Annotated in this window: 21 protein-coding genes; 12 read left to right on the top strand and 9 right to left on the bottom strand. The window is 43.0% G+C overall.

All coding sequences use genetic code 11. From position 1 onward, the window contains the following. Positions 1–12: 12 nt before the first annotated feature. On the bottom strand, positions 13–609 hold the full coding sequence (rsmD, locus tag MHN81_RS04015; protein WP_023397471.1) for a 16S rRNA (guanine(966)-N(2))-methyltransferase RsmD: 597 nt from the start codon (positions 607–609) through the stop codon (positions 13–15). 288 nt (positions 610–897) lie between these two features. Here rsmD and ftsY point away from each other — a divergent pair, with 288 nt between their 5' ends. The 7 genes from ftsY to MHN81_RS03980 all read left to right on the top strand — a co-directional run bounded on the left by ftsY (position 898) and on the right by MHN81_RS03980 (position 8568). Beyond that, complete coding sequence (gene ftsY, locus MHN81_RS04010) at positions 898–3117, top strand: signal recognition particle-docking protein FtsY (protein ID WP_239425075.1); 2220 nt, start codon at positions 898–900, stop codon at positions 3115–3117. A gap of 82 nt (positions 3118–3199) precedes the next feature. Beyond that, entirely contained in the window at positions 3200–3904 is a 705-nt protein-coding gene (gene ftsE / locus MHN81_RS04005) for a cell division ATP-binding protein FtsE (protein WP_023398886.1), read from the top strand. Next, positions 3901–4887 (top strand): permease-like cell division protein FtsX, encoded by a 987-nt coding sequence (gene ftsX / locus MHN81_RS04000; RefSeq protein WP_023398887.1) that lies wholly within the window; start codon positions 3901–3903, stop codon positions 4885–4887. The genes ftsE and ftsX overlap by 4 nt, the downstream gene beginning before the upstream one ends. Positions 4888–5119: 232 nt before the next feature. After that, complete coding sequence (gene rpoH / locus MHN81_RS03995; protein WP_023398888.1) at positions 5120–5983, top strand: RNA polymerase sigma factor RpoH; 864 nt, start codon at positions 5120–5122, stop codon at positions 5981–5983. Positions 5984–6116: 133 nt separating this feature from the next. Further along, positions 6117–6821, top strand: coding sequence for a 1-acylglycerol-3-phosphate O-acyltransferase (locus MHN81_RS03990; protein WP_023398889.1), 705 nt, complete (start codon positions 6117–6119; stop codon positions 6819–6821). Positions 6822–6826: 5 nt separating this feature from the next. Continuing rightward, the gene (gene rraB / locus MHN81_RS03985) at positions 6827–7162 is read left to right on the top strand and encodes a ribonuclease E inhibitor RraB (RefSeq protein ID WP_239425074.1); all 336 of its coding nucleotides are present in this window, start codon (positions 6827–6829) and stop codon (positions 7160–7162) included. Between the two features lie 152 nt (positions 7163–7314). After that, complete coding sequence (locus MHN81_RS03980) at positions 7315–8568, top strand: HD-GYP domain-containing protein (RefSeq protein ID WP_239425073.1); 1254 nt, start codon at positions 7315–7317, stop codon at positions 8566–8568. On the opposite strand, the gene MHN81_RS03975 is transcribed toward MHN81_RS03980, so the two are convergent. After that, a complete protein-coding gene (locus MHN81_RS03975) occupies positions 8528–8851 on the bottom strand; it encodes a hypothetical protein (RefSeq protein ID WP_023398892.1) in 324 nt (107 codons plus the stop codon). The genes MHN81_RS03980 and MHN81_RS03975 overlap by 41 nt on opposite strands. 255 nt (positions 8852–9106) lie before the next feature. Between MHN81_RS03975 and MHN81_RS03970 the strand changes: the two genes are divergently transcribed. Further along, positions 9107–10372, top strand: a complete 1266-nt coding sequence (locus MHN81_RS03970) for an outer membrane protein transport protein (protein ID WP_239425072.1) — start codon at positions 9107–9109, stop codon at positions 10370–10372. Between the two features lie 51 nt (positions 10373–10423). Here MHN81_RS03970 and mutS read toward each other — a convergent pair whose 3' ends face one another. Then, positions 10424–13003, bottom strand: coding sequence for a DNA mismatch repair protein MutS (gene mutS, locus MHN81_RS03965; RefSeq protein ID WP_239425071.1), 2580 nt, complete (start codon positions 13001–13003; stop codon positions 10424–10426). A gap of 22 nt (positions 13004–13025) precedes the next feature. Between mutS and MHN81_RS03960 the strand changes: the two genes are divergently transcribed. Beyond that, a complete protein-coding gene (locus tag MHN81_RS03960) occupies positions 13026–13517 on the top strand; it encodes a nicotinamide-nucleotide amidohydrolase family protein (protein WP_239425070.1) in 492 nt (163 codons plus the stop codon). Between the two features lie 65 nt (positions 13518–13582). Next, on the top strand, positions 13583–14632 hold the full coding sequence (gene recA / locus MHN81_RS03955; protein WP_023398896.1) for a recombinase RecA: 1050 nt from the start codon (positions 13583–13585) through the stop codon (positions 14630–14632). A gap of 107 nt (positions 14633–14739) precedes the next feature. Here recA and trmL read toward each other — a convergent pair whose 3' ends face one another. Further along, a complete protein-coding gene (gene trmL, locus MHN81_RS03950) occupies positions 14740–15204 on the bottom strand; it encodes a tRNA (uridine(34)/cytosine(34)/5-carboxymethylaminomethyluridine(34)-2'-O)-methyltransferase TrmL (RefSeq protein WP_023398897.1) in 465 nt (154 codons plus the stop codon). A 262-nt stretch (positions 15205–15466) separates the two neighbouring features. Here trmL and MHN81_RS03945 point away from each other — a divergent pair, with 262 nt between their 5' ends. Beyond that, positions 15467–16363, top strand: a complete 897-nt coding sequence (locus MHN81_RS03945; protein WP_023398898.1) for a cation diffusion facilitator family transporter — start codon at positions 15467–15469, stop codon at positions 16361–16363. Here MHN81_RS03945 and MHN81_RS03940 read toward each other — a convergent pair. Genes MHN81_RS03940 through MHN81_RS03930 form a run of 3 tightly spaced genes read right to left on the bottom strand, consistent with a single transcriptional unit; the run spans position 16318 to position 19332 of the window. Next, on the bottom strand, positions 16318–17274 hold the full coding sequence (locus tag MHN81_RS03940) for an alpha/beta fold hydrolase (protein WP_023398899.1): 957 nt from the start codon (positions 17272–17274) through the stop codon (positions 16318–16320). The two genes, MHN81_RS03945 and MHN81_RS03940, sit on opposite strands and share 46 nt — an antisense overlap. Then, positions 17274–18644, bottom strand: a complete 1371-nt coding sequence (locus MHN81_RS03935; protein WP_239425069.1) for an ATP-binding protein — start codon at positions 18642–18644, stop codon at positions 17274–17276. Before MHN81_RS03935 ends, MHN81_RS03940 begins: the two co-directional genes overlap by 1 nt. Before the next feature lies 1 nt (position 18645). Next, complete coding sequence (locus MHN81_RS03930; RefSeq protein WP_239425068.1) at positions 18646–19332, bottom strand: response regulator; 687 nt, start codon at positions 19330–19332, stop codon at positions 18646–18648. 302 nt (positions 19333–19634) lie between these two features. Between MHN81_RS03930 and MHN81_RS03925 the strand changes: the two genes are divergently transcribed. Continuing rightward, positions 19635–20123 (top strand): Spy/CpxP family protein refolding chaperone, encoded by a 489-nt coding sequence (locus MHN81_RS03925; RefSeq protein WP_023398902.1) that lies wholly within the window; start codon positions 19635–19637, stop codon positions 20121–20123. A 40-nt stretch (positions 20124–20163) separates the two neighbouring features. Here the strand turns inward: MHN81_RS03925 and MHN81_RS03920 are convergent, their stop codons facing one another. Beyond that, complete coding sequence (locus MHN81_RS03920; protein WP_239425067.1) at positions 20164–21237, bottom strand: PAS domain S-box protein; 1074 nt, start codon at positions 21235–21237, stop codon at positions 20164–20166. A gap of 218 nt (positions 21238–21455) precedes the next feature. Beyond that, positions 21456–22718, bottom strand: coding sequence for a hypothetical protein (locus tag MHN81_RS03915; protein WP_239425066.1), 1263 nt, complete (start codon positions 22716–22718; stop codon positions 21456–21458). Between the last annotated feature and the right edge of the window lie 288 nt (positions 22719–23006).

Below are 23006 nucleotides of genomic sequence, written 5' to 3'. Positions count from 1 at the left end.
TCCATGGGCGATTTAAGGCGCGGATATGTCAGTTCGGCGAAAAAGCATGCAGTTCACTTGACCAGCTTTTTTCTCTTTTAGCAACTGCCAGTTAGCTGGAAAATCCGGTTGTGCTTCTTTCTCAAATTCGACATAAATTAGCGAGTCATTATTTAGCCACCCAGCACTTTCGAGTAATTCACAACAAGGAGAAACTAGGTTCTTTCTAAACGGGGGATCGAGATAAACAATGTCGAAATTGCGTTGTTGTGAGTTGTTACTCAAATAATCTAATGCGCTACCGTTTATCACCTGTGCGTTGTCCAACGCAAGTGTTTGTATATTTTGTTTGATTTGTGCGGCCGCGGTTTTGTCTAATTCTATAAAGGTTGCATGATTGGCAAATCGTGAAAGAGACTCTAACCCTAAGCTGCCGGAGCCCGCAAAACAATCCAGAACATCTGCATCTCGCGTGTCAGCCATTAGCCAATTGAATACAGTTTCTTTCACTCGATCGGTCGTAGGCCGAAGGCCTTCAACATCTTTAACTGGCAACTTTCGGCCTTTAAATTTACCGCTAATAATTCGAATGTGGCCATCCGTTCGAGTTTGAGGCTTTCTTTTTTTCATATATTTTCGCTATCGAGTTGGTTGTGCTCGATTATAAAGTTTTCATCTACTTGGAACATGATACACTACGCGCATATTATGGCGTTAACTTAGTGATTATAACAATTATCGCAAAGTCTTTTATGTGATTATTGATGTCTTTGTACAAGCCTTAGAGCCTAATAAACACTGATAAATAGTGAAGCGCAGTCAATGCGGCACTGCACAGCGTTATGCTTTATGGTGGTGATCATAGATACGGTTATGGCGACTAAATCACGATACAAACTTTAATGGTATTAGTTGGTTATGGGAAAGAAAAACAAATTTTTATCTTGGTTGGGGTTTGGTAAATCCGACAAAGAACAGGCTGAGCGAGAAGAAGCAGAACGTTTAGTCAAAGAACAAGCAGAGCGCGAAGAAACAGAACGTCTTGCCAAAGAACAAGCTGAGCGTGAAGAAGCGGAACGTCTAGCTAAAGAACAAGCAGAACGTGAAGAAGCAGAACGTCTTGCCAAAGAACAAGCAGAGCGTGAAGAAGCGGAACGTCTAGCTAAAGAACAAGCAGAACGTGAAGAATCGGAACGTCTAGCTAAAGAGCAAGCAGAACGTGAAGAAACGGAACGTTTAGCTAAAGAACAAGCAGAACGTGAAGAAACGGAACGTTTAGCTAAAGAACAAGCAGAACGTGAAGAAGCAGAGCGTCTTGCCAAAGAGCAAGCTGAACGTGAAGAAGCGGAACGTCTAGCTAAAGAACGGGCTGAGCGTGAAGAAGCAGAACGTCTAGCCAAAGAGCAAGCAGAACGTGAAGAAGCAGAGCGCCTTGCTAAAGAAAATGCTGAACGTGAAGAAGTAGAGCGTCTTGCCAAAGAACAAGCAGAACGTGAAGAAGCAGAGCGCCTTGCTAAAGAAAATGCTGAACGTGAAGAAGTAGAGCGTCTTGCCAAAGAACAAGCTGAACGTGAAGAAGCGGAACGTCTAGCTAAAGAACAGGCTGAGCGTGAAGAAGCACTGCGTCTAGCTAAAGAGCAAGCTGAACGTGAAGAAGCAGAACGTCTTGCCAAAGAACAAGCTGAACGTGAAGAAGCACTGCGTCTTGCCAAAGAACAAGCTGAACGCGAAGAAGCACAGCGTCGTGCCAAAGAGCAAGCTGAACGCGAAGAAGTACAGCGTCGTGCCAAAGAACAAGCTGAACGTGAAGAAGCACTGCGTCTTGCCAAAGAACAAGCTGAACGTGAAGAAGCAGAGCGTCTAGCTAAAGAACAAGCTGAACGTGAAGAAGCAGAGCGTCTAGCTAAAGAACAGGCAGAACGTGAAGAAGCAGAGCGTCTTGCCAAAGAACAAGCTGAACGTGAAGAAGCAGAGCGTCTTGCCAAAGAACAAGCTGAACGTGAAGAAGCAGAGCGCCTTGCTAAAGAAAAGGCAGAACGTGAAGAAGCAGAGCGCCTTGCTAAAGAACAGGCAGAACGTGAAGAAGCAGAGCGCCTTGCTAAAGAACAGGCTGAACGCGAAGAAGCAGAGCGTCTTGCCAAAGAAAAGGCTGAACGTGAAGAAGCAGAGCGTCTTGCCAAAGAGCAAGCTGAAGTGGAAAAACCAAAGAAAAAAGGTTTTTTTGCACGTTTAAAACAAGGCCTTTTGAAAACAAAAGAGAATATTGGGTCTGGTTTTGCGTCGATATTCCGAGGCAAAAAAATTGACGACGATCTGTTTGAGGAGCTTGAAACACAGTTACTAACAGCTGACTTGGGCGTTGAAACAACCATGAAGCTGATTGACAACTTGACCGACGCAGCCGATCGCAAGCAATTAAAAGATGGCGATGCGCTATACGAGTTGATGAAGAGTGAAATGGCTGAGATCTTGAAGGATGCAGAGCAACCGCTTGAAATTAATCCGGGTAAAAAGCCTTACGTCATTCTAATGGTAGGTGTAAATGGAGTCGGTAAGACCACAACTATAGGTAAAATGGCGAAGCAATTCCAATCGCAAGGGAAATCTGTGATGCTGGCTGCTGGTGATACTTTCCGTGCAGCGGCAGTGGAGCAGTTGCAGGTTTGGGGTGAGCGAAATGATATCCCAGTAGTCGCACAGCACACTGGTGCCGACAGTGCTTCTGTTGTATTTGATGCCTTTCAAGCTGCACAGGCTCGCAATGTCGATGTGCTAATCGCTGATACGGCAGGTCGTCTGCAAAATAAAGACAACCTCATGCAAGAGCTTGAAAAAATTGCGCGAGTAATGAAAAAGCTAGATCCTGAAGCGCCTCATGAAGTGATGTTAACGATTGATGCGGGCACAGGACAAAATGCAATTAGCCAAGTTAAACTATTTGATCAGGCTGTTGGTTTGACGGGTATTACTCTGACCAAGCTAGACGGTACAGCTAAAGGTGGGGTTATTTTTGCGGTTGCAGATCAGTTTAAAGTGCCAATTCGTTATATTGGTGTCGGTGAAGGAATCGATGATTTGAGAACCTTTAAGAGCGATGACTTTATCGAGGCACTATTTAGCCAAGATGATGAAAAGTAACAGCTAAGAGTTAGAAAGCGCCCACTTAGTCGAGGCGCTTTTTAATTTTAAGGATGGAGCATACGCATTTTGTAGGTCGCATATGATTAAATTTGAACAAGTAAGTAAAACTTACCCTGGTGGTCACCGAGCTCTAGAAAAAGTAAGTTTCGAGCTTGGAAAGGGTGAACTGGCTTTTTTAACAGGCCACAGCGGCGCGGGGAAAAGTACGTTGCTGAAGTTGATTAGCTTAATGGAGCGCCCCTCCGCAGGAAAAGTATTTATCAACGATGTTGATTTAAATAGTATCTCCAATCGCCAAGTTCCTTTTGTTCGTCGTGATATCGGCATTATTTTTCAAAACCATCGATTGCTTGAACGTTATAATGTCTTCGACAACGTTGCTTTACCTCTGGTAATTGAAGGTACACACAGAAAGCACATTACTAAGCGTGTTCATGCAGCATTGGACAAAGTTGGATTATTGGACAAAATCAAGTGCCAGCCTAGTACGTTGTCAGGGGGGGAGCAGCAGCGAGTCGGTATTGCACGCGCGATTGTAAATTCTCCGCCTTTGCTGCTAGCAGATGAGCCAACAGGTAATTTAGATCCAGAATTATCAATGGAAATTTTAAGCTTGTTTGAAGATTTTAATCGTCATGGTACATCTGTGCTTATCGCCACCCATGATTTGGGTTTAATTGCCCGTATGAAGTACCGCAGTTTGACACTTGATCATGGTCGCATGCTACAAGACCCTCTAGCCATTGATCCTCTTAAAGGTGACTTTATCGGGGGGACACTATGAGTTTGTTATTCAAAGGTCGCGGCAACCAAGTTAATAGCCAAGATAAATCTGTGGTTTTAAAGTTGTACTTTTTTGTACTGACCATTTTTCGGCACGGCATACACAGCCTAGGTGAGATGTGGCGCACACCTATGGCTTCAATGATGACGATTTTGGTATTGGGCTTAAGCCTAACCTTACCGACAACCCTATATGTAGTCGTAAAAAACGTTCAGAAAGTCAGCAGTGGGTTTCAAGAAGCAGCTGAGATATCTCTGTTTGTAAAAGAAGATATTAGTGCTCAAGAGACACAAACATTGGTAAAACGATTAGCACTTTACCCCGAGGTAGAGTCGGTCAGTTTTATTTCTCAATCTCAGGCACTAGAAGAGTTCAAGCAGGTGTCGGGCTTTGGTCAAGCATTGGATTATTTAGAAGAAAACCCTCTTCCCAGTGTGGTATTGGTGACTCCAACCAAGCGTCACCGAGGCGCGGAAAGTGCTCAAGTGTTATTAGAAAAACTTGAAAGTGAGCGTGAGGTTGAGTTTGGTAAACTAGATATTGAATGGCTTGAGCGCTTGAATGCACTACTTGGCTTATTAAAAGAAAGTGTATTTACAGTAGGGGTCTTATTGTTAAGTGCAGTGGTATTGATTATTGGCAATACTATACGTTTATCGATTATGGATAAAAAAGAAGAGATCCAGGTATTGAAGCTTGTAGGGGCAACCAATACCTTTATTCATACTCCCTTTTTATGGACTGGGATATGGTACGGTATCGTTGGAGGGTTGGTCGCTTTTATATGTGTTGTTTTGATGCTGTGGTGGCTAGAGTCTGCTGTATCTCTTGTCGTTGGTGTTTATCAAAGTAACTTTGTGCTAGAAGGGTTAAATCTCTCAGAGCTGTCCTTTTTACTCATGTTAGCTATTTTTCTCGGCTTTATCGGTTCTTATCTATCAGTGCAAAAATATATCCGAGAAATTGAGCCCGAAAAGGTGTAGTTTTAACTTTTTAGCAGGCTTGTTTGAAACAAGTCTGCGTTGTTTTCATAGCTACCTACCATCACGCTAAAATTCATCAATAATTAACCCTATAAATATCAATGGCTTATTTGTTCATTTATTGTTAATAATAAAAAGCTTGATCTTTGGTCAAGAAAAGTAGTAGATTGCAGTTAGCACTCTAAGGGTTAGAGTGCTAAAATAGACTAAGAATTTATCACTGAGGTGAAAAATGAGTAAAGACACATATGCAATGGCATTAACAGTTGGGCAGCAAAGTGCAAGTATTGAAGGGTATTTGCAGGCTGTTAGCACTATCCCTATGCTGGACGCTGAAAAGGAACACAAGCTTGCAACTCGTCTTCATGAAAATGGTGACTTAGATGCAGCTAAACAGCTCATTATGTCTCACCTCAGATTTGTAGCGCACATCGCAAAAAGTTACTCAGGGTATGGTTTGCCGCAAGCAGATCTTATTCAAGAAGGTAATATTGGCCTGATGAAGGCGGTAAAACGTTTTAACCCAACAGTAGGTGTCAGATTGGTTTCTTTTGCCGTACATTGGATTAAAGCTGAAATCCATGAGTATGTACTTAAAAACTGGCGAATCGTGAAAGTTGCTACGACAAAAGCACAGCGCAAACTATTTTTTAACCTTCGTAAGAACAAAAAACGCTTGGGTTGGTTCAACCAAGAAGAAGTTAGCACTGTGGCTTCAGAGCTGGGTGTTAGCGAAAAAGAAGTACGTGAAATGGAATCTCGCATGAGTGGTCAGGACATGGGTTTTGATTTAGGTGCAGATGAAGATGAAGGTAGTCAAAGTGGCAACTTCTCACCAGTTCAGTACTTAGCAGATTCAAACAGTGACATTGCCGAAGTGATTGAAGAAGAGCAGTTTCAACAGCAGTCACAAAACCGCTTGTTGGCGGCAATGAAAACGTTAGATGAGCGTTCTCAGGACATTGTTGCAGCGAGATGGTTGGCTGAAGACAAGGCAACCCTACAAGATTTAGCTGATAAATATAGTGTTTCTGCTGAACGTGTTCGCCAGCTAGAAAAGTCAGCAATGAAAAAACTGCAGGCTGCTATGAGCTAATACTCACTTGTAATAATTTTAAGAATACCGCCCCAATTATGGGGCGGTATTTTTTTGTGTCATAAAAAATTGAGCTTACAAGTGTACGCTTATTTGATTATAATACACCGCTCAAGTTATAGGAGGGCTGAGTTTGTTAGCTTTATTACGAATTTTGGCCATGGCCATATTTATTGTTTTTAGTTGTATTTTTGGTTTGGCGCTATGTATTGTCAGGCCGTTTCACCGAAATAACGTGCATATTATCGCCTCTTGGTTCGGTTCTATGGCTAAAGTCATAGGTGTAGATCTGGTGATAGAAAGAGCGCCTGGCGTCGCTAAGGTTGGGCCTGCACTATATGTGGCAAACCATCAGAACAACTATGATTTATTCACACTACCTGCGGTAGTACCACGCAATACGGTGAGCATGGGCAAAAAAAGTCTGAAGTGGATCCCATTTTTCGGTCAGCTTTATTGGTTATCAGGCAATATTTTAATTGATAGAGCGAATCGCTCAAAAGCGGTTGGTACGTTGGATAAATCAGTAGAGAAAATCAAGCAAAAAGGTTTGTCGCTGTGGATGTTTCCCGAAGGAACTCGCAGTTACGGCCGAGGGCTTTTGCCTTTCAAAACAGGGGCTTTTCATGCGGCCAAGAATGCTCAAGTTCCCATTATCCCCGTCTGCATGAGTTCCACTCAAGATAAAATTAAACTAAACCGTTGGAACAACGGTAAAGTGTATATTTCGATGTTGGCACCAATTGAGTTATCAGATGATTGCTCTGCAAGAGAGCATGCGAATAGTATTCATGCTAAAATGGCCGATAAAATCGCACAATTAGATAAAGGTGAATAAAGCTGATGGAAAATTGGCAAGAGATCAGTGAAGACATCGTGGAGTCACTACTTGAAGATGGCTCTAATCCGGAAAAACTTTACGAAGTAGAACATCACTTTGTATGTGAGAACTTTGATAAGCTGGAAGAGGCTGCTTTAGCGGCTTTTAAACTCGGTTATGATGTTGAGGAACCAGCAGAGCTTGAGCTTGAAGATGGCGGAAAGATCTGGGGCTTTGATATTGTTGTTGAAGCTGAGCTCAACGCAGAAGTTATCATGGAGGATGTCTCTAAGTTGGTAGCAGTTGCTGAGCAAACTGGCGTTGAATATGACGGTTGGGGTACATACTTCCAGGACTGATCATGTCACGCTGCTAGTAAAAGAAAGAAATGGATTTCTCTCTACCTTTATTTACTAATCCTTTATTCTTGTATTTATATCTTCTAGTAGACAATTTAGTCGTAACTATGCATATTATTGCGGTTTGATTAAAAAAGCTTCTCTAAGGAACCATGCACGCAACTATTCCCATCAGTGAACTTGTACCAGGTATGTTTGTTGATAGTGTCCACAAATTAAAATCTGATGCAGAAATTAAATTAAAGTCACGAGGGATGGTGCGTAATTCGGCGATTATTTCCCAGCTTGAAGCGGATGGCGTACTTGAACTTAATATTGATGTTACTCAGAGCCAAGTACCAGTGCCTGAACGCTTTATCAGAGCGAATGTTGCCAATGTAGAAAGAAAGCATATAGGGCAGCAAGGTGAAGCTGATCAGGGGGCTGATGAAGAGGAGTTATTAACTTCCCATCATAATCAAGTTTTACCTACCGCAGAGGTGTTTTCAGCAGCTTTAAATCAGTTTGAAGTGCAAAACAAAAAACTGCAATTGCTCTACGGCAACATTTTGGGTGGTGAAGCGCTGCAGATGCATCTCGTTCATGATATTTGTCAGGAAATCATTACTTCAGTTACTCACCACAGCAATGTAATGGCGATATTGACGCGACTAAAAGACAAACGCAGTTTTAGTTGGCGCCACATGATCAACAGCACAATATTGATGACTATATTTGCCAAATATTTAGGCCTTAAACCGCATGTTGTCGAACAAATGGCGATGGCCGCAATGTTACATGATGTTGGTAAAAGTAAAGTGCCACAGAGCATTCAAGAAAAAAAGTCGCCGCTGACCGAAAATGAAACGCGTCATATGCAAAAGCATGTTGCCTATTCAGTTGCAATGATCAAAGAAGAAAGGGGAGTGACTCCATTGATTATCGACATGGTGGTGAATCATCATGAACGACTAGATGGCAGTGGTTTCCCTAGAGGACTGGAGGGTGATCGACTCAGTAAAGCGGCAAGGGTAATGGCAATCGTCGACACTTATGCAACGCTGACCACGGAACAGCCGGGCAGTAATGCGATAGAGCCAGTCCATGCACTTAGATTCTTACTCTCAAATAAAAGCCAGTTTGATGCGGTGCTTGTGCAAAAGTTTATAAAGTGTATTGGTATTCATCCGGTGGGCACGATTGTAAAACTGACCAATGAGCGTTTGGGGCTGGTTATGGCTGGTAATGATACTTTGCCAACTTCTCCCGTTGTAAGAGTATTTTACAACGTAAAGCACATGCACCAAGTTACATTGAAAGATTTAGATCTAAGTGCAAGAGATGACGTAAAAATTGTCGCCAATGTTAAACCTCTCGATTATCAAATTAATTTATCCCGTCTGTTGCAAGAGAGTTTGCTTGTTTAGCTTGTTTGCAACGCTTTAATTTTTGTACTTTTGCAGACAACAGCGCACCCGCTAAACAACTAGACATCAATACAATCCAAAGCAATGTGCCTTTTTCGCTATGTAGTGCAAAGCAACAGCAAGCTAGTGCAAGCAAAGCAGCAATAATTGCTCCCAGCCAATAGTGATTAACGGGGTTGTCACATTGTCCAGCTCTTTGACAGGCACAGTAATTTGCTTTGCATAAACAGTACACGCTGACGCCTGAAAACAGCAGCGCTGCCATAATCAATAACACCATCATGGTATTTCTCCTCACATTGATGGCAAAGAGTATATGTGAAACTCGCCTTTGGTTCAATGATATTGAGAATTAGTCTCATTTAAAGTTTTCATAAAGATGTCTAATTTGTGGTCTGACTTGTTACTAAAAGTAACTAAAAGTTTTTATTTTACGCAACTGGTGGGTTAAAAGTCTCAAAGTTGAAGATTTTCAATGCGTATTTCTGTAGTGTGTCGAGCCATTATTTTTATTGTAATTCGAAGTTAAGAGGCAAGAATGAACAGAATTATGGTTGCACTATTGGGTGCGGGTGCAATGGTCACATCCATGCATAGTTTGGCTGCTGCGTTTCAGTTAGCTGAGCAAAACGTATCGGGTTTAGGTAGGGCGTATGCAGGAGAGGCCAGTGTAGCAGACGATGCGTCTGTGGTTTCTCGAAATCCTGCATTGATGAACAAATTACAAGGAACGCAAGTGAGCGTCGCCGCTATGTATGTAAAGCCAGATGTCAGCTTGCAAGGTACTAGTACGAACAATGGCGTACCAGCATCAGCGCTGGACAACAAAAGTATAGCGCCTAGTGCAATTGTGCCGAGTGCGTTTGTCACTGCGCAGATCAATGACAAATGGTCGCTAGGTGGTGGTCTGTACTCACAGTTTGGCCTTGCAACAGAGTTTGGTGATGACTATGTTGCTGGTCAAATCGCGGGTGAAACGGAAATAGTGACCATTAACTCTGGCATTGCAGCCTCATATCAAATAAATGATAAGTGGAGCTTGGCACTTGGCTTGAACCATGTATACGCCGATGCCAAAATTTTAAGAAACCTGGGCGCAAATAAACAGGGTATTCCAAGTAATACCGAAGTCGTCAACCTTGAGGGAGATGACACAGGGTTTGGCTGGAATGTAGGCGCAGTCTATAACATTGACGCAGACAATCGTTTTGGTTTTCACTATCGCAGTGAAACAGATATCACTTTTAAGGGCACTTTCAGCAATCAGCTACCGGCAGTTGCACCTTTCAATGGTACTGCCGGAAAGGCTTTACCTGGCAGTGTCGCGATCACTTTGCCTGCTATCGCTGAGGTATCAGGTTCTCATCAGTTAGATAAGCAAACCGCACTGCATTACAGTATTTTGTGGACTGGCTGGAATAGCTTTCAGACACTGGCGGCGAATGTTGATAACGTAGGCACAGTGTTTAGCAAAGATGAGAACTTTAGTAATTCACTACGCTACTCGATTGGCACGGATCACCAGTGGAATGAAGATTTAAAACTGCGAGCGGGCTTTGCGTATGACGAATCACCAGCAGATGAACATCATATGTCTATCTCGATTCCGGATACAGATCGCGTTTGGTATTCGTTTGGTGCTGAGTACCAATTGAGTAAAGTCGCGAGCGTAGATATTGGTGTGAGTATTATTCGTGGTAAAACTCAGCGCTTTGTTGAAAAAGACAATTCTGGTAGTGAGTGGGGCTTTAAATCAAAAGGCCATGCATCTGTATTTGGTTTACAGTACAACCACATACTTTAAACACTGAGATGGTTTGAAATAAAAAGGGCTGCAATTACGCAGCCCTTTTTCTTAAAGTTTGTCTTTCAATTGATAAAGCAATGCATGGGCTTGCTTTGGCGTAAGGTCATCTGGATCGATTGACTCGAGGAAGCGTTCAACTTCCGATGGTTCTGGACTCAAAACAAGGTTGTGCTGCTGAGGTACATTGGCAGGTGTACTGTCTACGACACTTTGATGTTGTTCGAGCAGAGCCAGCTTTTGCTTGGCAAGTTTGATAACTGTTTTTGGCACACCAGCCAAGCTCGCTACTTGTAATCCAAAGCTTTTGCTCGCAGCGCCATCAAGTACAGTATGTTTAAATGCAATAGTATCATTGTGCTCGATCGCATCTAAGTGAACATTCACTAATCCTGACTGCTGCTCCGCTAGTTCAGTCAATTCAAAATAGTGAGTTGCGAACAAGGTTTTCGCTGAAATTCTATTTGCCAAATAATCCGCAGTGGCGTACGCAAGTGATAGGCCGTCATAGGTGCTAGTACCTCGGCCTATTTCATCCATCAATACTAGAGACTGCTGCGTTGCGTTATTTAGAATGGTTGCAGTTTCTGTCATTTCGACCATAAATGTTGAGCGCCCAGAAGCTAGATCATCACTGGCGCCAATGCGTGTAAAGATGCGGTCAACTTGGCCTATTTGAGCGCTGCTAGCAGGCACAAAGCTGCCTATATGAGCCATTAAGACTATCAGTGCAGTTTGGCGCATGTAGGTCGATTTACCGCCCATATTTGGACCCGTGATCAACAACATCTTTCTTTCTTTACTTAAGTGAACAGGGTTTGCGATAAACGGCTCATTGCTGACGTGTTCCACCACTGGGTGGCGGCCCGCTTGAATATCAATCCCATCAGCCGATGTCAGTTCAGGTTTGCAATAGTCAAGTGTCTGTGCGCGTTCAGCTAATGTATTAAGCACGTCCAAGTCCGCTAGTGCAGCGGCCATTGTTTGCAACTGCTCTAGATAAGGTGCAATTAACTCGAACAATTGTTCATATAATTGTTTCTCTAGAGCCAGTGCTTTTGATTGGCTACCAAGTACTTTGTCTTCATGCTCTTTTAACTCAGGAATGATATAGCGTTCATTATTTTTCAAAGTTTGGCGTCGGATATACTCAGGCGGCGCAAGATGAGCGCTGGCCTTACCAATCTCAATGTAGAAGCCGTGTACCTTGTTATAGCCAATTTTCAATGTGCTAATACCGGTGCGTTCGCGCTCGCGCTCTTCAAGTTGGTCGAGGACATCAGTTGCACCTTCGCTCAGCGCTCGCCACTCGTCTAACTCGGCATTGTATCCGGTTGCTATGACGCCGCCATCTCGAATTAACACTGGTGGGTTGTCAATGATCGCACGCTCTAACAAATCCTGTAAATGAGGTAGCTCAGGGGATTGAGCCTTGATCTGCTGAATACGTTCGTCATTACTCTCGTTGAGAAGTTGATGAAGTGGTGGCAGCGCTTGTAGGGCACTGCGAAGACGGGTTAAGTCTCTCGGTCTTGCATTGCAAAGAGCAAGTCTTGCTACCACACGCTCAATATCACCAATTTGGCGCAGTGCATCATACAGCTCCATGCCTAAATGCATATCAATGATGCTTGAAATAGCATTTAGTCGAGCGTTTAGCTCATGTCTGTCTCTGATCGGCGTATGAATGCGGCGTTTGAGCAATCGAGAGCCCATTGGAGTTGCCGTTTTATCAAGTACTTGAGCAAGCGTATTGTCGATAGAACCTGATAAGTTAAGAGTCAGCTCTAGGTTTTTTCGTGTCGCCGCGTCGAGAATAACGGCGTGCTCATTTTTTTCAAGCGTAATGGCCCTGATGTGCGGCAGTGCTGTGCGCTGCGTATCTTTGACGTATTGCATCACACAGCCAGCCGCAATTAAGCCCGCGGTCGCTGTTTCAACACCGAACCCTATTAAATCTTTGGTTTCGAATTGCTGGCAAAGCAAATGCCTTGCAGTATCTAAATCAAACTCCCAGTCTGGACGGCGGCGGCTACCTTTGATCTGCTCAAGGACAATGAGATTTTGGAATGATTCTGGGTATAAAAGCTCGGCAGGTTGCAAGCGTTGCAACGTTGAGATCAGTGCTTCATCGGTTGCCAGCTCGACTATGTTAAAGCGGCCGGAGTTGATATCTAAGTAGGCCACACCATATTTGCTTTTGTCTTGCCACACGGCAGCAAGCAAGTTGTCTTGACGTTCTTGCAGCAACGCTTCATCGGTGACTGTACCTGGTGTGACAATGCGCACGACTTTACGTTCGACAGGTCCTTTGCTGGTTGCTGGATCACCGACTTGCTCACAAATGGCCACAGACTCACCCATTTGTACGAGTCGTGCAAGATAGTTTTCAACCGCATGATAAGGTACACCAGCCATAGGGATTGGGTTTCCGCCCGCTTTGCCGCGGTGTGTTTGCGAAATGTCGAGTAATTGTGCCGCGCGAACGGCATCATCAAAAAATAATTCGTAGAAATCACCCATACGGTAGAATAGCAGGATCTCTTGATGTTGGGCTTTGATCCTAAGATACTGCTGCATCATAGGTGTTTGTTGCTTTATAGTATGTTCAGAATAAAGATCTAATGACATGCTTCTACCTAAGGTTTTTTGTATGGAAATACACACTAAAATCGCCGCACTTGCGGCACAATTGGGCGCTATTCTAACGAATAAAAGCTTCGTGATCACTACCGCTGAATCTTGTACTGGTGGTGGAATTAGTTATGCGCTCACAGATACGCCGGGAAGCTCAGCCTATATCGATCGTTGCTTTGTAACTTATAGCAATGAGGCTAAGCATGAATTATTGGGTGTATCAGAGCAAACGCTTGCTGATTATGGCGCTGTAAGCGAGCAGACAGTAATAGAGATGGCGGCAGGTGCGAGAGTAGCGGGTAACGCCGATATTGCAATATCGGTATCGGGTATTGCGGGACCAAGCGGTGGGAGTGAACAAAAGCCTGTGGGTACTGTATGGTTTGCGGTGGATATACAGGGAGATAGCCACACATATTTGCAAGTTTTTCCAGGGGCAAGAGCGGAAGTTAGATTTCAAGCCATTGAATTTATTTTAGAAAAAATAATTTCTTTAATAAAACAGTAAAAGGCTCTTGATACTGTAATTCTATACAGTATACTTGTTCGCATTACGCTAGATTGGAGAAACAGATGAACGATAACAAACAAAAAGCATTAGATGCTGCATTGTCGCAAATTGAGCGTCAATTTGGTAAAGGATCAATTATGAAGCTGGGTGATAGCCAAGCTTTAGACATCGAGTCAGTATCGACTGGTTCGTTGGGACTGGATATTGCTTTGGGTATCGGTGGTCTGCCAACTGGTCGTATCGTTGAGATTTATGGTCCTGAATCATCAGGTAAAACAACCTTAACATTACAAACTATTGCACAAGCGCAAAAAATGGGTAAAACCTGTGCGTTCGTTGATGCTGAGCACGCTCTTGACCCTGTTTACGCTGAAAAGCTAGGTGTTAATGTTGACGAGTTACTGGTATCTCAGCCTGATACTGGTGAGCAAGCACTAGAAATTTGCGACATGTTAGTACGTTCAGGTGCAGTAGATGTTGTTGTCGTTGACTCGGTAGCGGCACTAACACCAAAAGCAGAAATTGAAGGCGATATGGGTGACTCTCACGTAGGTCTTCAAGCGCGTTTGATGTCACAAGCACTGCGTAAGTTAACGGGTAACATTAAGCGTTCAAACACACTTTGTATCTTCATCAACCAAATCCGTATGAAAATTGGTGTGATGTTTGGTAACCCTGAAACAACCACTGGTGGTAACGCACTGAAATTCTATGCATCAGTACGTTTAGATATCCGTCGTATCGGTTCTGTGAAGGAAGGCGATGAGGTTGTTGGTAACGAAACGCGTGTTAAAGTTGTGAAGAACAAAGTTGCTCCGCCATTTAAGCAAGCTGAATTTATCATCATGTATGGTGAAGGTTCTTCGAAGCAAGGTGAGTTAATTGACCTTGGTGTGAAGCACAAGTTAGTTGACAAAGCAGGCGCTTGGTTTAGCTACAATGGCAACAAGATTGGCCAAGGTAAAGCTAACTCAATTAAGTTCTTAAAAGAAAATGTAGCGATTGCTGACGAGATCGAAGGCAAGTTACGCGAAATGTTGCTACTTCAAGCGACAATTAAAGATGAAGAAGGCGAAGATAAAGGCCTTGCAGACCTAGAAGATCAGCTATAACACTTCCTATCTAGCGCATATTCTAGAGTAAAAAGCCGCTTTTAAGCGGCTTTTTCGATCCTTGGTGTTTGTGTATGTTAAACACTGATCAGTCTCTGCGTGTTAGGTTACACGGCGCCGTCGAAGTCGAATTGTCGCCAAGATTCATAGACAAAAACAGATACAGCATTGGATAAGTTCATACTGCGGCTATCTGGCTTCATTGGAATTCTGAGTCTTTGTTCTTCAGGCAGCGAAAAGATAATTTCCTCAGGCAATCCTCTTGTTTCAGGACCGAATAGTAAGGTATCGCCAGCTTGGTATTTTGGTGCGTGGTGGTATGCTTTACCTTTTGTCGTGCAGGCGAAAACACGTTTTGGTTTGCGTTGCTCTAAATAAGCTTCGTACGACGGGTAGCGTTTTACTTCACTGAATTCATGGTAATCCAGTCCTGCGCGTCTTACTCGTTTGTCGTCCCAGTCAAATCCCAGCGGCTCAATTAAATGCAATGAGTAGCCTGTATTGGCACATAAACGAATGATATTACCTGTATTTGGTGGGATCTCAGGTTGATATAAAACGATGTCTAACATGATTAACCTCTAACTCAATTTGAGCGCAGTATAGCTTATTGGGCGTTGAGCAACTAGGAAATAAAGCCACTTGTATGTAGTGTTAAATTTTGGAGGCCATCAATTATATAGCATAGGCTGTATTTATGCAGTGTGGTTGCCATTTACCAAAGTGGGGCACTAAATATAGGTAAATCAATGTTTTTTTGATGCAAAGTTTCTATCTAATGATTAAATTATCGTATGATGAGAAGGTGGTCTTCTGCGTTATTAAGGGGGAAGTGTGGCGCAAAACTATGACGCATTAGTACGTTTTTCCAGTATTTTTACCATTGTAATGGCTGGCGTAATGATTGCTGCGAAAGCTTGGGCGTGGTTGTCTTCAGGAAGCGCAGCCATGTTGGGCTCTTTGACAGACTCAATGTTGGATGTGACGGCATCACTGATGAGTTTTTTTGTTTTAAGCTATGCGCTTCGTCCTGCGGATGACGATCATAGATTTGGCCACGGCAAAGCCGAGGCACTGGCCGGGCTTGGTCAGGCGGCATTTATTTCCGGCTCAGCATGTCTGCTTGCTTTTCATGGGGTAGAACGTCTTTTTAACCCTGTTGAGATCAATCAAAGCTTGCTGGGTGTATGGGTAAGTGTGTTTGCAATTGTGTGTACTTTGCTGGTGGTTGTTGTTCAGCATCAAGTGGTCAAACGGACACAATCACTCGCCATTAAAGCAGACTCAATGCATTACAAAGGGGATATTCTTCTCAATATTGCGGTGTTGATCGCCATGATGCTCAGCCATTATCACATCGGCTGGGCTGATCCTGTATTTGCAATTGGCGTTGCAATATATTTATTGTTTAACTGCTGGGGGATTGCGCGTGAGAGTGCTGACCACCTTATGGATAAAGAGCTCCCTGAAAGTGAAAAGGCAGACATCATTGCCATCGCCAACTCCCACGCGGCGGTATACGGCGTTCATAATTTAAGAACGCGACAAAGTGGTAAAGTAAAGTTTGTACAGCTCCATCTTGAATTAGATGACGATATGCCGTTAATGGAAGCGCATCAAATCGCTGACGAAATTGTTGCTCGGATCCAAGCTAGCAGTGTGGGCGAAATAGACGTATTGGTGCATCAAGACCCAGTTTCGTTGAGTGTAACTGACTCGGCAAACTCATAACATTGGGCTAAAACAGCCTGACGGATCGTGTCTATTTCGCACAAAAGTTCATGTTTACCTGGATAAGTTTTTACGAAACATTGCTCTTGCTGCGCAGCAAAATACCTATGTGCATCACTATCTACAATGCTGTCATGCTCTGCGCTGGCGATGCTAATTGGGATTGATATTTGTTGCTTGTGCGTGTTTGCTGTTTCTGACAGTGCGGCATACAGCCAACCAAAGCTCACGCCCCCCAATTGCAATACATCGTGGGTATCATACAGTGCTCTAAATTGCTGATACCGTATGCTGCAGCCTGTGAGTTCATTGTCAGTGAAAGGCTTTGGCTGATATGGCTGTTGGCCAATAGCATACTGGTGAGACTGACCCAGTTTACACGCGGCATTGGCCACCCATTTTGCAAACCACATCGGATAGGGGGATGTATTGATTGCAAACATTGGCGCAGATAAAAATGCGCCTTTGGCGACTGTGTTTGGCGTATGTGCAAGATAATTTCGCACAATAGCGCCGCCCATGGAGTGGGCCAAAAATAGCCAATTGTTGGTATAGGGGAGCACTTGTTCAGAAATGATTTGCTCGAGCACTTCACGGTATTGTTTAAAATGATCTATATGGCCTATCTGTCGATTCGCGAGTAATCGGGACGAGAACCCTTGGCCTGGGTGGTCAAAAGTGACGACGCCAATATTATTGTTGCCAAGCTCCCACAGCAACTCTTTATATTTGTAGGCACTTTCGATACGACCGTTTACCAACAGTAAAGTATATTTTGCGTGTTCAGGAATATGACGCAAATAAAAAATCTCGCCAAATGGGGTTGTTAAATTGCCTTTGGTGCATGATTGCCAATGTTGTTCAATGGCTGATTGATTGTCGATAAGTGAAGTACTGTGACTATAAAACATTAGGGTTGCTGCAATGGAATTGTTAAGGTCACACTAAGACCTTGCTGATTTTTAAACTCAATATGACCATGATGCACTTTTATCGCATGTTGTGCAATTGCCAAGCCCAGCCCAAAACCACCCATTTTACTGCTATCAGGCGTTCTCGATTGAGAGGCCCGATAAAAAGGGATACACAACTTATCTAGCATTTCGTCACTGACACCCGGACCATCATCACAGACCTGAATCACCAAATCTCGATCTTGAATATGGCAGATAATACTTACTTGTGAGGTTGCGTATTTTAATGCGTTGCGAATAATGTTCTCTATCGCCCGGTTGAGCAAAATGGCATCGCCATGTACGACTGCTTCTGGCAACTCATTTGTGTTCAATAGCTTGTTGAGTTGTTGGCTCTCAAACTCGGCATCGTTAATGATGGGTGTTAGCAAATCAAAAAGAGAGATAGGGTGAGGTTCAAAATGATTGTTCCCCGATTCTAGTTTAGAGAGTTGCAAAATATCACTTAACATATGCTCTAATAGTTGAGACTCTTTTTCTATTCGCTGTAGGTAACAGTCTAGATCGCCGCTCGCTTTGCCTGCAGCAATACCTGTTGCCATTTGCAAGCGGGTCAGCGGAGAGCGCAGTTCATGTGAAATATCTGCGAGTAGACGCTTTTGGCTGAGTACTTGGGATTCAAGCTGTGACGCCATGGTGTCAAAGTCCTTTCCCAATTGCCCCAACTCATCTTGGCGACGGCTATCTACGTTAGCACGTGCATCAAGTTTTCCATGAGCAAGTTTAGCTGCGGCCAATTGTAATTGTCGGATAGGTTTGAGTAGTCCTCTGGCAAACCAATAACTGAGTAACATACTTGCAAGTAACAATACCAAGAGTTTTAACCATTGCGGCATTAGTCGAACTTTTAAAAATAGGTCACCTTCACGATTGTCTAACACCATAAAAAGCTGGAATTCATCACCACGGAGTTGAATTTTAAGTGGGCCATATGCGCGAAACTTCTCAGTATTGATGACCTTGGGTTCACCATCGATCGCAAAATTTAAAAGTGCTAAGTCATACTCATGCAAGGTTTGTGTACTGACAAGGCTCTTCTCTGCTTCGCGGTGTTTTAAGTAAACTTTGGCACGCCTCGCATGGCGTCGATTGGAGATCACATATTCAATAGATTGCTCTGGCGCTCGCTCAATATGTCGCTTAAGTGACTTTTTAAGGTGGAATAAGTTTTTTAGCATTGGTGGCGAAATATCTTTTGTTGCCAGCATATCAGGCTGCAACAAACTAATGCTGATCAGCAGCAAAATTGTGCACAGCACTGTCAGCCAGAACCAAAAAAATACTTTAATTGCTAAAAACTTTTTCATGTTAAGCCGTTAAAAAAATATACCCAGAACCACGCAAGGTCTTAATAAATGTATGATTGCTGTGTTGAGCCAGTTTTTTACGTACATTACTGACGTGCATGTCGACAGAGCGATCGTATGCAACCAGTGGGCGGCCGAGCACACTTTGACATAGAGTTTGTTTGCTGACTACCTCTCCCGCCGCTTTCATCAATTGGTACAATACTTCGTACTCGGTTCCAGTAAGCGAAATGGGATGGCCGTTTAAACACACTGTTCTTGAAGCCATATCTAATACTAGGCCATGGACCTCTAGTTGGAGATGTGAATTGTTTTGTGTGAGATGCGCGACGCGGCGAGTGATGGCTTTGATCCTAGCGAGTAACTCTCTGTGATTGAAGGGCTTAGGTATATAGTCATCGGCACCTAGTTCAAGGCCAAAGATACGGTCAAAATCATCGCCTTTTGCGGTCAGCATTATCACTGGCGTCATCTTTTGTGCTCTCAGCGCTTTGAGCACCTCGAAGCCATCTTTTTTTGGCATCATGACGTCCAACAATATTACCGCATATTCATTCGTCAACGCACTTTGTAGACCCTGTTCCCCATCATATTTGCACTCAACAGTGAATTGCTCTCCCTCTAAATATTCACAAAGTAGCTCACATAGTGATTGGTCATCATCGATGATCAGGACAGAAGTACTCATAAATCTCATTAACCTATTGTTGGAGTATTCATTTTACTTAACTATAAAAGGCTTCGAATTGAATTTACACTTCTTTACCCATCGTGACGGTAATTTGTCAGGTTTAATATTGTTTGCACATTTTTAAGGAAAATAACTGGGGTGAGAAGTCTTGTTAATTACTTTTGACAAAACTTTACGTAGGCTTGACGTTGCTTTTCTTTTGGCTTGCTAAAGTAAACCCTGTCGTTAAACAGGACGCTTTCAATTAAAAGGAGTAAGAGCGACTTATCGCTTACCAGCAATCAACCGGAGATACTTTGATGAATAAATTAGCCAGCCTATTACTAGCCAGTTGTATGAGTGTGGGTATGATCCCACTGAGTGCTTTAGCAGGTGACGCAAACAGTCATGAGCTTAAAGCAAAACATCACCATATGAAGCCGTTTGCACATTTAGAAAAGCGACTATTGTCGGAAAAAGCCATACGTCACCTTGCATTGACCCAAGAGCAGCAAACAAAATTAAAGACAGTTTTTACTACTTATAAAGCGCAGCTAGAAGATTTAAAAGAGTCTTACCCAGAGAAACCGCGGCAAGCATTCAAGTCAATCATCGAAGCTGAAACTTTTGATAAAGCACAAGCTCAATTGTTGCTAGAAACACACTCACCAAAAAAACAGGCATTTATGCTGACTATGCTGGAAGCGAAGCATGCTATCCATCATATTCTCACAGAGGAGCAGCGCGACAAAATTGCGAAAAGAAAACGTAAATTCCTCGCCAGAATGCATCACAAAAACGATCAGTAAAGCCTATTTTTGGCCGAACACAGCTGTTCGGCCAAACTACTTATTTGAGAAACAATAACAGTTGGTTTCCAGCTGCGATGGTATTGTTTTCACCTTCGAAGATATTGCTAGTATTTTTGCTAATTACGGCTCCGTCCAACCACTCGTAAACTTCTTTGTTGAAGGTAACCAACATTTCAATCGGAAAGTCATAGTCTGTTGGAAGTACCATTAATACATTGGCAACTTCATCTATGATCAACGCGCCATCGTTAAATTCAACGCAAAAGTACAGGTTGTTAGCGACTTCCTTAAACCCGTTGGCAATGTGCTCTAGGCGTTCTTTGCTTTTTCCTTGGGATTGCAATAATCCAAGCTCAACATCCACTTCTTGAATAGATTCGACCAGTGAAGAAACGTCTTCATCATCGATGGGGTTTTCGCGCCAAAAATCGTCCGCACTGAGTAAGCCTTTGTCTACCTTGTGTCCCAAAGCCCCCATTTCATCTGGGGAAAAGTCGAAAAAGGCATCTTCAAATAAGTCTGCATTTTCGTCAGTTCTCAGCCCACCAGCATAAATTTTTTGGTTGTCTTTCAATGATTCTAAGACGTCTTTGCTCTGCGCCTCTTTGTCTTTTTTAGTGGTTGAAAGGTAAAAATCTTTAAAGCTCTCATTACTTTTCTTAACTTGCTTCGCTAGGCGGTGGAAGTTGCTTAAATCCTTTTGCATTGAGATGTAGTGAGTGACGTCACCCTGTTCATTTTTAATTTCAGAAATATTCCACTCCACAGGATACATGCTGCCATCTTTGCGGTAATTAATAGAGGCGCCATAAAAAAAGCCTTTTTCTTGCAATGCGGGAGTGAGTTTATCTATTACCCGTCGATTACTTTTTGGTCCTTGTAGTATTCGAGGGGATGTTCCGACCAGCTCGGCCAACTCGTATCCGGTATGGCGACAAAATACAGGGTTTGCATAAATGATCCGATAACCTGCACTTGGATCTGCGTCAGTGATCACTATCGCGTGATGAGAGTGCATTAGGATTTGTTTTAACAACTCCAGTGGAGAGCACTCGTTAAGCATTTGACTAAAAAACAGCATTTCTTCCATGTCTTTCGATTGGTGTGGCATGAGCAGGCCTTTATATGGCTGTATAATTGGATCTAAGTATTGTCTGGAACAGTCAAAAAGCCAAAAAATAGCAGGTAAAAACGCACAGAGTTGCCCAGCTTCGACAGAAGAAGGGCATCAGAACGAGAGACTTGATATGTGCCAAAACCTTGAGTGTCAGCGGTATTAAAGAGAGTCGAATAACGGGTTATCAAGGTTTTGTCTGCTTTTACTAGATATTATTGACCTTGTTTGGATTGATATTGAATTTCTGGGAAGCTTTCTAAGTGCTGGATAAGCTCGGTGTGCGTACCTGTATTATTTAGGTATAAATCGATAAATTTCAAACTGGTTGAATTTACGATGTCAGTGACTAGGTAAGGGTCAATACTTCCCAGATATGCTTGGTTTCTATCTTGCGGAAAAACATAAGGGTAGTCAGAAAAGTCCCAGTGCAGCGCGCCGTCAATTTGCATCATATAGGTGTCTGCGATTTGTTGCTTAAATACGACACTGTGATCTGCACTTAGCGGTAGTTCCGAATGCATCATTAAATATGGCTTTGTAGAGGGTACGGTAGGCGATAAATTAAAATGAAGCCCGTCAAAATTGATGGCTGCTTTACATTGATATACTTGCTCGCAAAAGGCGGCAACTGTTGGGCCACCAAATGAGAGTCCAACTGCTGCTAAACGGGAAAGATCAAGTTTACCTTTAAAGGTCTGTAGGTGCTCACCCAGATAATGCATCCCCCAATACTGTCCATACTGTAGGCGAGTCATTTGATCGAGTGCAAAGTGCATATCAGCAACCCAAGTACTGAGTGCTTTTCGATCGCCCTCGGTCCAGCTCATCAATTGATATACGCGCGCAACTTGTTCATCACTGAGTTCAATTCCGGCCAAAGAGTCTAACTCAGCAACCAGCTCATTAAAGTTAACATCTGCTAGTTCACTAATATAGAAGTCATTCGCACGTGCATCAGGGTCATATGTGGCACTGCGATTGTGGCTTTGGGTGACAAATTGGGCGTGATGAGGGTGACCTACGCTGACCACAATGAAGCCCTTTTGAGCTAGCTCTATCATTAATATTTCTTTGTCTTCCACAGTAGATTGATATCCGTGCGAGTACATTACAATAGGAAAGGGGCTTGAGCGGTTGGCAAGAGGTGCATTTTTATATAATTCAAACGGCAATGTTTTTAGATACTGGTGTAACTGTCGGTCAAAATTGGAGGGCCTAGCAGTTGAATAAGGGAATTGATCGGTGTGATAGTGTAGGTAGCTAGTATTTTTTGAATCAGGGGTCGTTGTTGGATACCAAATCTTGATCAGTATATCGCGATAGTCTGCATTATTTGGTGTTAACTTTTCCGTTCGGCTGTAATCAGTTGCGGTAAAATAAGTTACACCGACTGAGTAGTTTACTGCAACTGCATTACCGCTGAAGAGGGTAATATACAGCAAATAAAATATGCTTGAAATTGAGTGCTTGAACATAGCAACTTTCCTTATCATGTTGTATCGAAATTTATATTGATAAAAATATGAATTTAAATGCAAGCGTGATTTTGAGGTTGCTTTTTGAGCCGATGATAAGGTTTTATTTTTCAGTTATTTGATAAACATGAAACTTTATCAATATAAATAGTGTATAAGCTATAACCATTCTGGATGGGGGACTAGAGCAAATGAAAAGACGGTTAAAACAATTGATGGCCTCGACGCTAAAATAAGGATACTACCCTAGTCCTGAAATAGGTTCTAAAGCATCTATCACAGAACCTA

Source organism: Pseudoalteromonas sp. Of7M-16, from assembly GCF_022347805.1.
In the GTDB taxonomy this organism is placed as follows: Bacteria; Pseudomonadota; Gammaproteobacteria; order Enterobacterales; family Alteromonadaceae; genus Pseudoalteromonas; species Pseudoalteromonas luteoviolacea_F.
The sequence above is the reverse complement of the archived record's forward strand: the minus strand, read 5'-3'. Positions and strand labels throughout refer to the sequence as shown.